Below are 14,193 nucleotides of genomic sequence, written 5' to 3'. Positions count from 1 at the left end.
AATCTACAGCGTGGCTCGCTACGGCGCGACGGCCGGATCGCAGTTGTCGCGGCGGCGCGAGTCGGCGGTGTGGATGATCACCCAGTCCCCATGGAGCCGGGCGAGCTGGAAGGCGTTGACGCCGCAGTGGCTGAACGTGTCGCCGAGGTAGAACCCGTAGGGCACCCACACCGTCGCGAGGTCGCCGTCGATGCGGATCTCGGGCTCGCCGAGCCGCTCGTCGTACACCTCGTCGTGCGGCTGCGCGACGCCAGTCATGAACTGGTCGATGGGCGTCTCGCGGACGGTCACGGTGCCCTCGCGGTCGAGTCCGACGGAGAGGAGGGTAGAACCGTCGTGGAAGGCGGACCGCATCATGGTCGTATCGGCGGCGCGCATACCGTCGAAGAGGCGGTGGATCGGGGCCATGACGGCCGCCGCCTCCGGCGTCTGCGCGTGCGCAGCGGTGGGGAGGAGGGCGAGCGCGAGGGCGGGGAGGAGCAAGCGGCGAAGCATCGGCGGCGAGAGAGGAGGGAGGAGAGGACGCCCGAAGGTAGTGCGGGAGGCGGAGCCCCGAATCGCGATGCTGCCGGGCGGCTCTTCGGTGCGATGAAGGGCTCCGATCTTGCGACGAACGTCAGGTCGAGGGCGGAGAACCCGAGGGTGGGGACGGGGGTAGCCTCCTCCGTCGTCTGCCCGCCTCCGGGTGCGGGGCGCCGTCGCGGTCCTTTCGCATCGCGGGAGGCTATGCGGCGTATGTATACTTCGAGCGCGCCACCGCCGATAATCCTCCCCCGAGCCGCCGCCCACCACGCCCGCTCATGGCCGCCGTGCCACCGCCCAGACCGTCCAACAAGCGCGACATCCTCCAAGCTGTCTACGAGGACAACCTGCGTGTGGCGGACCCGGTGACCAAACCCCGATCGCGCCCGATCAGGCGCCCACAAGCGCTAGAGGCGCCGCCGCCGCCGACCGTTTCGCGGCGGTACGCCTCGGCCATCGTCGGCCTCGCCGTACTCGGCGTGGTGCTCGTGGGTGTCATCGTGCAGGGGCTGCAGGCCGGCGCGGCACCCGACAGCGGCCAGGCAGCGGAGAGGAGGATGGGGCAGTACGGCCCCGTGATGGGGCCGGCGATGGACCCCGCGACGAACGCGCGCTTCTCCGTGGAGCACCCCGAGGACCTCGCCCTCGCCGACATCTTCAACCTCCAGGTCAACACCATCGTCATCGACCCCGGCCACGGCGGGCGCGACCCCGGCACGCTCGGCGCGACGGGCATGCGTGAGAAAGACATCACGCTCGACGTGGCCCTCCGCCTCCGCGACCGGCTCCGGCGGCGCGAGGGCTATCGCATCCTCCTGACGCGTGAGGCCGACGAGGCCGTCGCGCTCGGCGACCGCGTCGCCTACGCGAACGAGCACGAGGCTGACCTCTTCGTCTCGCTCCACGTCAACTGGATTCCCGACAAGCGCGTCGCCCCGCTCGAAACGTACTACTTTGGGCTTCAAACCGACGACGCGACGCTCCAGCTCGCGCACGGTGAGAACGCCGCCGCCGACTACTCCGTGGCCGAGTTTAACATGATGCTGCAGCGTGCCGGGAATACGGTTAAATTCCAGGAGTCGAAGGAGCTGGCCGGCGCGGTCCAGCACAGCCTCGTGCGGAGCGTGGGCGAGACGAACGCCGCGGCGAGCGACTGGGGCGTCAAAGCCGGGCCGTTCGTCGTCCTCCTCGGCGTGGAGGCGCCCGCGATCCTCGCCGAGATGGCGGCGATCAGCAACCCCGACGAGGAGGCGCGCCTCGGCACCGCCGCGCACCGCGAGGCCCTCGCCCAATCCCTCGAAGAGGGCATTATCGCGTACCTTCAGCAACGCCAGCTCACCCCTACCCCGACCGTTACCCCCCATGGCTCAGAAGAAAACTAAGGCTTCCAGCAAGGCCGACATCCTCCACATCGGCATCGACCTCGGCACGTCGCGGAGCGCGATCGTCGCCTCCAACGGGAAGCGGACGTGGGTCGAGAGCTACGTCGCGTGGCCGAAGGACTTCGTGGCCAAGAAGATGCTCGGCGAGGACATCCTCTTCGGCGAGAAGGCCCTCGAAAACCGGATGTCGGTCACGCTCGTGCGCCCGCTCGAAAATGGCGTCATCCGTGACGGCACAGCCCGCGACGAGGAGGCCGTGCGCGAGCTGATCCACCACCTCATCGAGGAGGTGAAGCCCGAGGAGGGCCAGCGCATCCAGGCCGCCGTCGGCGTCCCCGCCGAGGCGCTCAAGGTGAACAAGCTCGCCATCCGCGACGCCGTGCGCGAGTACGCCGACGCCCTCATGGTCGTCTCCGAGCCGTTCTCCGTCGCCTACGGGCTCGACGCGCTCACGAACGCGATGGTGATCGACATCGGCGCCGGCACCGTCGACTTCTGCGTGATGCACGGCACGATGCCGACCGAGGAGGACCAGCGCACGCTGACGCTCGCCGGCGACTACGTCGACCGCCACCTCAAGGGGCTCCTCGAAGAGCGCCACCCCGAGGCGCGGTTCTCCGAGACCGCCGTGCGGCACTTCAAAGAGCAGCACGGCTACGTCGGCACCGCCAACGGCAAGCTCCCGATGAAGGCGTCCGTCGGCGGCAAGATGACGGACATCGACGTAGCGAAGGAGTTGAAGGAGGCGTGCGAGAGCATCGTCCCGGCCATCACCGAGACGGCCATCGACCTCATCGCGCGATACGACCCGGACTTCCAAGAGCTAGTCAAAAAGAACATCTACGTCGCCGGCGGCGGGAGCCAAATCAAGGGCATCGCCGAGGCCATCGAAGACGCGCTCAAGGAGTACGGCCCCTGCCGCGTCCGCGTCGTCGACGACCCGCTCTTCGCCGGGGCTGAGGGTGCCCTCGCGCTCGCCCAAGACATGCCTGATGAGTTCTGGGAAGACATGTAAGGAGGCTGTTTCGACCTCGGGTGCAACACTGACGGACCAGTTCGCACCGCTTGCAGTCCCCGATGGTGATTCCCAAACAGCTTCTGAGCGCTACACGCGATTGAGGGCGGGTTACAGCGTAGGGTTCGTTGCTCCTGAGGCCGCGAACTACCAGTCCGATACGCTTTGTTGCGTGATTGATGCGTGTATCAATAGCTAAATAACTATGGCTTCGTTGGTAAAGAATATTGCTGCATTAGCCCCCCAGAGCGTTCGGGCGTTCATGAAACGTAGCCTGTTCCGAATTCGGAATCGAAATTTTAGCCCCTATGTGACTGAGTTCGAGCGATTCGGTCATCGCTTTAAGTTCTTTTTGGGTGATCGTGTTGGAGAGATGTGGTTTGAATGGGGGGGGGACACGGGGGAGATCGCTTTCCTGTGGGAGCATATGGTCGAGCCTGGAGATGTCATCTTCGAATGTGGCGCACACCATGGTGAACTCACTGTCTTATTCGCCCATCGCGTAGGGCAAGAGGGGAAGGTGGTCGCGTTCGAGCCCGTCCCGCGCAACGTGGAGATCTTGGAGCGTCAAGTAGAACTGAACGGTTTCGAAAACGTGCAGATAGTGCCAGCGGCTGTAGGCCAGGAGCCGGGACAGGTACGTATTACGGACGAGTCGAATGCGCAGGTCAGCCCGAAAGGGCCAGGGATTGACGTACCGGTGGTGCGTCTGGACGATTACCTCCATCTTAAGCCTACGCTACTGAAGATCGACGTGGAGGGGTTCGAAGCAACCCTACTCAAAGGAGCGCAGCAGGTATTAGCGACAAAGCCGAAGATCTCTCTAGAAATACACACCTCTTCTCTGAGTAGGTATGGGACTAGCGCAGAGGAGATCCTCGAGTTGGTAGGGTGGGAGTCGTACGAATGGTGGAGGCAATTCCCTGGGGAAGATGAAGTGCTACCCTGGGACAGGGAGCCGGTCGATCGTACGATTCATATTTTTGGAAAGCCGATAGGATAGGAAGGAGGGAACTGTGGGGGCTGAGGCTACCCATGCCCTACGAGTTCTGAGAGACTGTTTGGGGAAGCTAGGCGATGCGTCGAACCATCAACCGAATCGCACTGAGTTGGACCAACGCTTCGCTGACGGCGGGTAGCCGCTCGTAGTCCTTCGAGAGCCGGCGGTACCCGCCGAACCACGCGAACGTTCGCTCGACGACCCACCGCTTCTTCAGCACGACGAACCCCCGCTGCCCCGGCTCCCGCTCGACCACCTGCCACAGCCACCCGAACACGCGCCAGATCAAGCCCGCAGGCGTGTAGCGGTAGCCCGCGTCGGCGAAGACGACTTCCAGCCGAGGGACCTCCCCCTGCACTCGGTCGAGCAACTGCGGCGCGCGCTGGCTGTCGTTGAGGTCGGCCCGGTGAACCAGCACGGCCAGCAGCAGCCCGAGCGTATCGACCAGAATATGGCGCTTCCGGCCGGTGACGAGCTTGCCCCCGTCGAAGCCACGCTCGCCGCCGACGTGGCTCGTCTTGACCGACTGCGAGTCGATGATGGCCGCCGACGGGCTTGGTGCGCGACCGAGGCGGATGCGCACGAGGCGGCGGAGCCGGTGGACGAGCGCCCTCAGGAGCCCCCGTGCCATCCACCGTCGGAAGACGTAGTAGACGCTCTGCCAAGGCGGGTAGGCGCCGGGGAGGTAGCGCCACTGGCAGCCGGTCTTGGCGAGGTAGAGCAGGGCGTCGAGGATGCGGCGAGGGGGGTGCTTGATGGAGCGATGACCTGCGAGCAGCGGAGCGATAACTTCCCACTGGGCGTCCGTCAGGTCGGAGCCGTAGCGTTGCGAGCGCATGGGTCCGGGCGTCTGGTGAGCGAATCAGGGCTCTTCCAGACGCCGACGGGCGCCCATAGGCTTCCACTGAGCCGTTCCCCAAACAGTCTCTGAGAGGACACGTGAAGCGTGATGCGTGAGGGTGCCGGCAACACACGTTCTGGGCATCACGCTTTCAGTTCGACCCACGTAATCCGGCGAGGACGCCGTCAATACGGGCGTGCTGGGCCTGCGGGGACAGGGCGCGGGCCTTCTCGTACATCTCCGTCGCCTCGGCCGTTTCGCCCTGCGCGGCGAGCGCTTCGCCGAGGCTGTCCCACACGTTCCACGAGTCGGGGTGATCGGCGACGTTCTTGCGGAAGACGGCGAGGGCTTCGGCCATCTCGCCCGCGCCCATGAGCTGGTAGCCGTACGTGTTCATCTCGGCTTCCGTAGCGAGCGCCATCGCGTCGGCGCGCGTCGAGGTCGCGTCACGCTCGTTGCCGAGTTTGGCGTGGATCGCCGCGAGCGTCATCGTGTTCGTGAACGTGCGGTTGATCGAAACGGACTGCTCGGCCCAGCCGCGCGCGTCGCCGAGCCGGAGGTCGTTGGCGAGGGCCCACGCGGCGATCTGGTTCCAGCCCTGCCACGAGAAGCGCGGCAGGCTCCGCATCTCCCGCTCCATGTTCGCGAGGACGACGCTCGGCGTATCGACAGAGATCGGGATCGGGACCTCCATCTCCTCCCACGCGAGGACGAGGGTCGCCGCCTCGTTCGTTGGATCGTCGAAGCGGAAGCTCAGCGACTCTTCCATCGGCGCGGCGCGCGGCGTGACGGAGAAGCGGGCGACGTCCTCCGAGGGGTCGTAGCTGAAGCTGCCCCACGCATCGGCCATCGAGCTGAGCGCGACGGTCCACGGACCCTGAGCCGCCGGGATCACGTGGAGGCCGTACGTCCCGGCTGGCACGTCGGCGCCGCCGATCATCGCGGGCGAGGAGAGCGTGAGCGTCGTGTTCTCGTTGGCACCCGCGCGCCAGACCTGGCCGTAGGGGACGAGCCCGCCCCAGATGGCGCGGCCGTTCACGGCGGGCCGGTGGTAGTCGACGGTGACGTCGGTGAGGCCGATCCGCTGGCTGACGGTCGCGTGCGGGCTCGCACGGGGGACGGTGAGGTTTTGCTGGGCGGCGACCGGGCTCGCGAGGAGGACGAGCAGCGCGGCGGTGGGGAGGTGGCGGAGGCGCATGGCGGTAGCGTTCGTATTACAAAGAAGTTGTACCCGAACATTACGACGCGCGCGAGGGAGGGATGCGAAGGGCACGCCGCTCTGCCTCACGCCCCGGCCGCCCCGTGTCACCGAGCAGCGCCGACCCGGCCCGCGTACGTCCGATTCAATTCTTACCTGTTGCGCCCCCCCCCTGCAGACGGCCACCCGCCACTTCCATAATCGCATAGCCCTCATTATGGGAGAGCGCTTCTCAACCGAGCAGTCGGTCCCAGAGGCCGGTCTCGCGCTGCGCTTCCTCGTCCGCCTCGGCCGCGACGCGCTCGACGGCATCGGCCGGGATCAACCCGACTTCGGCGGCGTGGCGGGCGGCATCCACGCTGTGCTCGGTGGCGCACATCGGCACGCCGAGGCCCGCTAGCTCGTCGGCGATCTGCTGCACTTTCCGGTCGCGGTCGCGGTCGCTCACGTCGCGGATGTAAACGGCGCGTAGGCGGCCCGGCCGTTCGTGCGCGAGGCGGAGGTAGATCTCGGCGTCCTCCTGCCCGCTGTCGCCGACGAGCACGAAGCCGAGGTCGGGGTAGGCATCGAGGAGCGTGCGGAGGTAGTCGAGCTTGTGGCTGCGGTGGCCGCCTTTGATGAACTTGTCTTCGTCGATGCCGAAGTCCTTGAGGAAGATCGGCCCCTCGGGGATGTCGCGGTGGCGGAGGAAGCCGTGGAACTGCCCGAAGAGGTTCCACGGGCTGCTCGACACGTAGAAGAACGGGTTGCCGCCGCCGCCGTCCGGCCCGCCCCGGAGCGCGCGGTAGAACGCGCCGACGCCGGGGAAGGGGAGCCGCGAGGTCGCGTTGTTGAGGAGCACGGCGCGGGCGTACGACAGCTTGTTCGTCGCCCCCGTCTTCACGATCGTGTCGTCGAGGTCGCTGACGACGGCGAAGTCGGCATCGGTCGGGGGGAGGAGGATGCGGCCCGTCGCGCGTGCCCCGGCGGGGTCGTCGGGCTCGGGGGCGGCGAGGTCGAGCGTCACCTCGTGCCACGGGCGAGCCGGAGCGTCGGGGGCGAAGTTGAACGTGAAGTAGCCGTCGCCGTCGGTCTCGGCCTCCATCGTCCGGTCCCCGTCGGTGAGGCGGACCGTCGCGCCCGGCACTTCGTCGCTCTCGACGCGGCGGAGCGTGCGGCGGACGTTCGTCCACACGCTATCCGAGGGCCCGGTCTCGATCCGCTTGTCGTCGAGGACGCGGCCCGTGAGGCGGACCTCGTCGGGCGTGCCGTAGCCGAGGTAGGGGCGGACGCGGAGGTCCCGCCAGAGGCCGTACTTCCACTTGAGCCCGAGCTTGGCGCGGTCGAGCGTCTCTTCGATAGGGGTGAGGAGGCGGGCGAGGAGATGAGGCATCGGACGAGGGAAGGGCAAAAAAAGAGGCGCAGCCCCCGAGCGTTGCGGGGACTGCGCCGGACGGTCGGGGTGCGCTAGATAAGCGCGTCCCCCGCGTCAGGATCCGAGCTAGCGGGAGACGGGCCGCGCGACGACGTGCGCCATCCGCTGCCGGCGGTTGACGGTGAGGTCGCCGTCGTCGAACGTCGTCACCATCACGCGCGGGAGCTGGTAGCTCTCCGACATGCTGAGGACGTGGACGCGGTCGCCGTCGCTGACGATCTGCATCGGCCGGCCCGGCACCGTGAGGTCGCGGAGGTGCTCGCGCGTGCTCAGGGCGTAGAGGTCGAGCACGTCGCCGCTGTAGTTCCCCCGAACCGCGAGCATCCGGTCGGTGTCCGGGAGGAAGCCGACGTCGCGGGTGGAGAACTCGAACCGCTCGACGTACTCCATGTCCTCGCTCTCGTTCGACGACGTGGTGTAGATCCCGCCCTGCGCGGAAACCAGCGCCCGGCCGTCGGGGAAGAGGTGGAGCGGCGGCTCCGGGTACGCGCTGTTGTTGGAGCCCCGCGCGCGGAAGTCCGCGAAGGTCCCTGTGGCTGCGTTGAACGACGCCGACATGAGCTGGCTGCCGAACGACCCGTAGACCCGGCCGTTGCGTTCGTTGAAGACGAGCCCGATGGGGGTGTCGTAGTAGGGGAAGTAGTCGTCCTCATTCGCTACGACGCCGGAGATCGCATCAATGGCGTATATCTTCCGGTCGTACGAATCGGCCCGGCCCATCGCGAGGACGTAGCCCTCGGCGTAGCCCAGCGCCCGGATCTCGAGGTCGTAGGTCCCGAGCCGCCGCCGCTCGCCGGTGGCGAGGTCCCACGCGTCGAGGCGCCCGCTCCCGTAGCCGACGAAGGCGGTCTCAGCCGTGGCGTAGACCGCGGTGGGATCGCTCGACAGCTCGAACGGGCCGGCCATCGAGGCGTCGGGGCGGACGACGTGGAGCTCGTTCGTCTGGTAATCGCGGAGGACGAACACGTCAGCGCTGGAGGACTCGGACGTCAACGAGCCGGTCACGTCGATGCCGTTGACGAACGCGGTGTTCGGCGGGACGCGCGTCGGGAGCGGCGTGATCCCCGTGACGATCTCCGTCTCGATGCCCTCGATGTTGCCCTCGACGACGGTGTAGAACGACGACGCCGTAGCGGGCACGTCGTCGAAGAGGAACACGGTCGGGGAGAGGCCCGCCTCGGGCGGCGCCTCGCTCGTGCCGAGCTCTACGTCCTCATCGAGCCAGATCGCCTGCGCCTCGGAGAGGCCGCTCGTGGGGCCGCAGCAGTCGTAGTTGAACGCCACGCTGAGCCGTTCGCGGTCGTACCACGCCGGCTGGGTGTTGAAGGCGAGCGGGAAGCGGTTCTTGTGGATGAACTCGTACGCGACGCCCTCGGCGCCGAGACCCTCGACGACGAGCTCGAAGAAGACATCGCTCGCCGTCGAGTAATAGTCGGCGAGGTAGACGAGGTTGGGGATGCGGAGGACGGCGCCGTTCTCCATCGCGAGACCGGCCAGCTCCTCGCGGCCGATCTCCCAGCCGAGGTTCGCCGCCGGGGTCCGGCCGTAGAGGAGGATGCGGCCGATCTGGCCCATCGTCACCTCGTCCCCGAAGTCGATCGTGAGGTCGACCGTGCGGGAGTACCCGGCGGTCGTGACCGCGTCGAGGTGGCTGTTGTGGACCTGCTTGTTGACGTAGCTCACGCCCTCGATGACGAGGGCGGGCATCTCCTCGGGCGGCCCGATGGGTTCGGGGCCGACGGGGTCGGAGTCGCCGCAGCCGGCGAGCATAACGAGAACGAGGAGCACGCCGAGGACGCGAAACGGAGTAGACATAACCGGATGGATAATGGAGGACTGCAACAGTGAGGAGCGCCCTGGCGCTCGTAAAGCAAAGCATTGCGGCGCAAAGTAAACGCGCGTTGCGAGCCCTCGAAACCACCACTGAAAATTAACTAACCCCTCGTCGCTCCCTCTCGGCTTCGCGTTCGCCGCGGGCAGCAGGCTGACTGGATCGTGGGGTTAGAGTGTGGGGCTAGAGTCGTTCCAACATATCGTCGATGCGGCCGTGCTGGTCGTTGGGGGCGAGGGCGCGCGCTTTCTCATACATCCGCTTCGCTTCGTCGGTCTCGCCCTGCGCCGCGAGCGCTTCGCCGAGGCTGTCGTAGACATTCCACGACTCGGGGAACGTCTGAACGTTGAAGCGGAAGATGGCGACGGCGAGGGCGGGCCGCTCGCTCTGGAGGTGGAGGTAGCCGTAGCCATTGATGGTCGGCTCGTCCATCAAGCCTGTGTCGAGGGTGGTGCGGAGGAGCGTCGCCACCTGCGCCGACGCGTCGCGCCCGGCGTCGAACGCGGCGGCGGCATCGGCCATCCCCGTCTCGAGGACGGTGATCTGCGTCTCCAGCCGCTGCTCGCGCGCGGCGTCGTAGGCCGTCGCCGCGGGGCGAGCCAGTTCGAGCGCGCGGTCGAGCGCATCCTCGGCCGGGACCTCGACATCGGGGGCGACGCCGACGCCCTCCCAGTTCGTGCCCGAGATCGGGTTGACGGCGCGGCCCACGGGGACGAACACGCCGAAGCGCTGGCCCGCGGGCATCAAGCCGCCAGGGTTCGCGCCGCCGCCCGTCGTCTCGCCGACGATCGTGGCGCGGCCGAGCTCCTTGAGGTTGTTGGCGAACTCCTCGGCACCGGAGAAGGTGTAGTCGCTCGTCAGCACGAAGAGCGGGAGGTCCGGGCGCGGCGTCCCGCCGATGTCGGTGTGGGTCCAGAACTCTTCGACATTCTCCGTGTCGCCCTCGCGCCAGTGCAGGCTGTTGAGGTGCGTCGGCGCATCGAAGAAGTAGGACGTGAGGTAGCGGATGCCGGACGGGCTGCCGCCGCCGTGCTGCCGCTCATCGATGATGAGCGCGTCCACGTTCGCGAGCAGGCGCAGCGCGGCGTCGTAGGCCTCGCGCACGTCCTCCTCCGGCGGGAAGAAGCGGAGGTCGAGGTAGCCGACGTTGCCGTCGAGGATCTCGACCGACTGGATGCCGAGATTGGCGGCGCGGTTGCGCTCGCGCTGCGACAGCCGCTCGCGGAGCGGGTCGGGCGGGCCGCCGGGTCCCTGCTGCGGCGCGCGGTGGCGGACGCGGAGGTGCTTGTCGCGGGTGACGTGCTGGAGATCCCGCGTGAGCACGGCGGCGAAGCTGTCGGGCTCGGTCACGCCGTCGTACGCCCCGGCCTCGATCCGCTCGCGGACGTACGCCCCGGCCTCGACCCCTTTGTCGGCGAAGACGTAGCGCTCGGCGAGGAGCGTCCCGATGCGGTCGGCGACCTCGGCGCGCTCCTCGGTGGTGACGGGGCCGGGCTGCGCGGCGGGCGGGGTGCAGAAAGCGAGCGAGACGAGGAGGGCGAGGAGCGTAGCGCGTGGGAGCATGGCGGTCGGCGTAGGGGAACGAGTACGGATACCTCGCCCTACGACGTGTCCATCACCGGGTTGCGACCGCACGTATCGCTCAATAGTCGTCCAGCACCACCGTGCCGACGACGGGGAGGTGGTCCGACGCCTGCCGGCTCGCCGCGCTCTCGTGCGCGTGCAGATCCTCGACGTGGACGCCGCGCGCGTACACCCGGTCGAGCGCGAGGACGGGGCGGACGCTCGGGTACGACGGCGGCCACGCCCGGTTGTGGTGCCGCTCGGCGAAGCCTTGCAGGTTGCGCGACGCCGGGTTCTTCCGCCACGCATTCATGTCGCCGAGGAGCACGGACGGCCCATCGTTGAAGTGCGGGTGATCGAGGAGGGCCTCGACCTGCCGCGTCCGCGTTCGGTCCACGATCGCGAGGTGCGTCGAGGCGACCGACAGCGGCGGGGTCCCGTCGGCGTCGGTGAGGCGGACGGCGAGGGCGGCGCGTCGCTCCAGCCGCCCGAATGAGAGGTCGATAGCCTCGGCGTGGGCGAGGGGCCAGCGCGAGAGGATCGCATTCCCGAGCGCGCCACGCTTGTGGATTCGGGTGACGACGAACGCGAGGTGGAAGCCGAGCCGCTGCGACGCCTCGCGCAGCGGGTCGCCGTTGTCCCACGGGCGGAGGACCTCCTGCAGCGCGATCACGTCGGCGTCGAGTTCACCGAGGACGGTGAGGACCGGCTCGGGCTCGTACTTCCGCCCGCCCCGGACGCCCGCCCAGCGGTGGACGTTGTACGTCGCCACGCGGAGCCGCGGGCCGAGCGACGGCGGGGCCTCGGCGCTCAGCGGCGAGGCGAGTTCGGCGAGGTACGGGGCGGGGCGGCTGGCGCGATTGCGGGGCATGGGGTGCAGAACGACGATCCCACCCGGCGGGTCCCGCCGCGCCGGACATTTGGAGGACCGAGCCGGCCGTGCGCCCCATCCTCTAACGTCCAGCGCAGCGCGCCGCCTCGCATCTCGCCGGGAGCGGGTCAGAGGCCGATGCCGCCGTCGTCCATGCCGCCGCCTTGTTGCCCTTGCTGCTGCGTCCGGCGGCGCTCGGCCGGCTTCCCGAAGGTCCACGTCAGCGTCGCGGAGAACGAGCGCTGCGCCGGGTCGCGGATGCCTAGCTCCGAGTACGCCTCGTTCTCCGACTCGAACTCGAAGCGCGTCGTGGAGAACGGATCGTTGAGGCGGAGGCTGAGCGAGAGCGCGTCGCCGAGGAACTTCTGCTGGAGCCCCAGCGACGTGAACCCGAAGCCCGACGAGCGCCCGTTCGCGATCGCGCGCGGCCCGCGGAAGAACCCGAAGAACTGGAGCGACGTGCTCGCTCGGAGCTGCGCCTGCAGGCTCGCCCGCGCCGACCACGACGTGACGCCGAAGTCCACGGTCGGGTCCACGGCGCCGCCGTCGGTCTCGGCGCGGAAGACGCTGCCCGAGACGAACCCGCGCACCGGCGTCTTCGGGATCGCCGCCGCGAGCGTGAGGTCCGCGCCGTAGGACTGCTCTGTGGCGAAGTTGTCGCTCGTGAAGAACGTCCGGCCGTCCTCGACGACGAAGCGGCGGGCGATGACATCCGTCGTGCGGCGGTAGAACGGCGTCAGCGTGACGAAGAACTTGTACTGGAGCGCGAGCTCGTACGAGTCCGTGTATTCCGGGCGCAGGCCGGGGTTGCCGCGCTGCGTGACGGTCACGTCTTCGGGGCTGCTGAAGGGCGAGAGGAACCACGTGCCGGGACGGTTGATGCGCCGGCTGTAGCTGCCCTTGACCGACGTGCCCGGCCCGACGTTGTAGATCGCGAACGCGCTCGGGAAAAGACTCGTGTAGTCGAAGTCGTTGGGCGTGCCCTCGCTGTCAATCGCGAACGAGCGGTCGGCGTATTCGGCGCGGAGGCCGGCCTGCACTTCGATCTTCGCGCCGATGGGCACGGCGGCCTGGAGGTAGGCGGCGTAGATCGAGCGGTCGTAGTCGAAGCCGTCGGTCGCGGTTTCGGCCAGCCCGTCGGCTCCGCCCGAGCCGAAGCGGACGTCGTTCTCGATCGTCTCCCACGTAGCCTTCGCGCCGGTTTCGAGGCGGATGTCTCCGAGCGGCTGCGTGTAATCGAGCTGGAGCCAGTTCTCCGTCCGGTCCGACTCGTCGAGGTAGCTCGACCGCTCGGCGGTCCCGTCGAAGGTGCCTTCGAACACCTGATCTTCGGTGTTCGTGTTGGCCGAAACGCGGGCTTCGGCGCGGAGCTCGTGCGTGCCGTCCTCGTTGAAGCGGCGCTGGAAGGAGAGCGTGCCGGTGGTGTTCGTCCCGTCGGAATCGGTATCGGAGAGGCGCTCGGCGAGGGTCTCGCGGCCGTCGTCGCGGAAGACCGAGGCAATCGACTGGAGGTTGTCGCCGCCGCCGTCGCGCACGGAGGCGTTCCCGCTGAGCGAGAGGACCGTGCGCTCGGCGAGCGTGTAATCGACCGTCGCGTTCGCGAAATGGCTGGCGAAGACGCGGTCGCCGGTCTGGATGTTGTCGAGCGTGAGGAGGTCGGACGTGGTGCCGAGGTAATCGCGCTCGGTCGAGCCGTCGAAGTCGAAGCGGTTGTAGAAGTAGCCGTAGGAGCCGTACGTGTCGAACTTGCCGCGCTGGTAGGCGAGGTTGAGGCCGAGGTTCGCCTCGGGCCGCGTGCCGCCGCCGGCCGTGACGCCGCCGGAGAGGCCGCGGTCCGGCGCGTCTTCCTTCAGCACGATGTTGATGATACCGCTCAGCCCGTCGGGCTCGTAGCGCGCCGACGGGTTCGGGATGACCTCGACGCGCTCGACGGCGTCGGCCCCGACCTGCTTGAGGTAGGCCGCGAGGAACTGGCCGCCGACGGGCACGGGCCGACCGTTGACGTGGATCGCCACGTTCCGGCCGCCGCGCAGCGAGATGTTGTCGTCCTGGTCCACCTCGACGGACGGCAGCGTTTTGAGCGTCTCGAGCACATTGTCGCCCGACGTGATCGGCTGGTCGCCGACGTTGTAGACCGTGCGGTCGGCGCGCTGCTCGATCAGATCGCGCTCGGCCTCGACGCTTACCCCTTCGAGCACCTCGGCCGACTCTTCGAGGCGGATCTCGCCGAGGTCGGTGGGTGGGCCGGGGCGGATGGACGCGGCGCGGTGCTCCGTGGTGTAGCCCACGACGCTGATGCGCACGTCGTAGTCGCCGGGGCGGAGGGGGGCGAGGTCGAAGCGCCCCTCGGGGTCGGCCGCGCCGCCCGTGACGAACGTCGTGTCGGGGAGCTGGTAGAGGGCGACGGTGGCGAGGGGGAGCGGGTCGCCGGTGGCGGCGTCGAGCACGCGGCCGGTGAGGCCGCCGCCGCGCGGGCCGGGCTGGGCGAGCGGCGCCGTGGCGACGAAGCAGAGGAGGGCGAGGAGCGGGACGAAGCGCATCGGGTAGGAGGCGAGC

General features: G+C 68.4%; 11 protein-coding genes. 3 read left to right on the top strand and 8 right to left on the bottom strand.

Going from position 1 to position 14,193, the window contains the following annotated elements:
* Positions 1-18 precede the first annotated feature (18 nt).
* Positions 19-495: a nuclear transport factor 2 family protein gene (locus tag ABJF88_04320; GenBank protein ID MEP0546133.1), complete on the bottom strand. Its 477-nt coding sequence runs from the start codon at positions 493-495 to the stop codon at positions 19-21.
* Positions 496-800: 305 nt separating this feature from the next.
* On the opposite strand from ABJF88_04320, the gene ABJF88_04315 reads away from it, so the two are divergent.
* The 3 genes from ABJF88_04315 to ABJF88_04305 all read left to right on the top strand — a co-directional run bounded on the left by ABJF88_04315 (position 801) and on the right by ABJF88_04305 (position 3,922).
* Complete coding sequence (locus ABJF88_04315; GenBank protein ID MEP0546132.1) at positions 801-1,904, top strand: N-acetylmuramoyl-L-alanine amidase; 1,104 nt, start codon at positions 801-803, stop codon at positions 1,902-1,904.
* Positions 1,885-2,919, top strand: coding sequence for a MamK family actin-like protein (gene mamK / locus ABJF88_04310; protein MEP0546131.1), 1,035 nt, complete (start codon positions 1,885-1,887; stop codon positions 2,917-2,919). The genes ABJF88_04315 and mamK overlap by 20 nt, the downstream gene beginning before the upstream one ends.
* Before the next feature lie 310 nt (positions 2,920-3,229).
* Complete coding sequence (locus ABJF88_04305) at positions 3,230-3,922, top strand: FkbM family methyltransferase (GenBank protein MEP0546130.1); 693 nt, start codon at positions 3,230-3,232, stop codon at positions 3,920-3,922.
* 67 nt (positions 3,923-3,989) lie between these two features.
* On the opposite strand, the gene ABJF88_04300 is transcribed toward ABJF88_04305, so the two are convergent.
* The 7 genes from ABJF88_04300 to ABJF88_04270 all read right to left on the bottom strand — a co-directional run bounded on the left by ABJF88_04300 (position 3,990) and on the right by ABJF88_04270 (position 14,177).
* A complete protein-coding gene (locus tag ABJF88_04300; protein ID MEP0546129.1) occupies positions 3,990-4,757 on the bottom strand; it encodes an IS5 family transposase in 768 nt (255 codons plus the stop codon).
* A gap of 154 nt (positions 4,758-4,911) precedes the next feature.
* Positions 4,912-5,958 carry a DUF2911 domain-containing protein gene (locus ABJF88_04295; protein MEP0546128.1) on the bottom strand — a complete coding sequence of 349 codons (1,047 nt, stop codon included), beginning with the start codon at positions 5,956-5,958 and terminating at the stop codon, positions 4,912-4,914.
* 232 nt (positions 5,959-6,190) lie between these two features.
* On the bottom strand, positions 6,191-7,330 hold the full coding sequence (locus ABJF88_04290; protein MEP0546127.1) for a phosphatase domain-containing protein: 1,140 nt from the start codon (positions 7,328-7,330) through the stop codon (positions 6,191-6,193).
* A gap of 108 nt (positions 7,331-7,438) precedes the next feature.
* A complete protein-coding gene (locus ABJF88_04285) occupies positions 7,439-9,187 on the bottom strand; it encodes a hypothetical protein (protein MEP0546126.1) in 1,749 nt (582 codons plus the stop codon).
* Positions 9,188-9,386: 199 nt separating this feature from the next.
* A complete protein-coding gene (locus ABJF88_04280; protein MEP0546125.1) occupies positions 9,387-10,766 on the bottom strand; it encodes a S41 family peptidase in 1,380 nt (459 codons plus the stop codon).
* A 79-nt stretch (positions 10,767-10,845) separates the two neighbouring features.
* Positions 10,846-11,637: an endonuclease/exonuclease/phosphatase family protein gene (locus ABJF88_04275; protein MEP0546124.1), complete on the bottom strand. Its 792-nt coding sequence runs from the start codon at positions 11,635-11,637 to the stop codon at positions 10,846-10,848.
* 128 nt (positions 11,638-11,765) lie between these two features.
* Positions 11,766-14,177, bottom strand: coding sequence for a TonB-dependent receptor (locus ABJF88_04270; protein ID MEP0546123.1), 2,412 nt, complete (start codon positions 14,175-14,177; stop codon positions 11,766-11,768).
* Positions 14,178-14,193: the final 16 nt, after the last annotated feature.

It is taken from the genome of Rhodothermales bacterium (assembly GCA_039944855.1).
Classification (GTDB): domain Bacteria; phylum Bacteroidota; class Rhodothermia; order Rhodothermales; family JANQRZ01; genus JBBSMX01.
The sequence above is the reverse complement of the archived record's forward strand: the minus strand, read 5'-3'. Positions and strand labels throughout refer to the sequence as shown.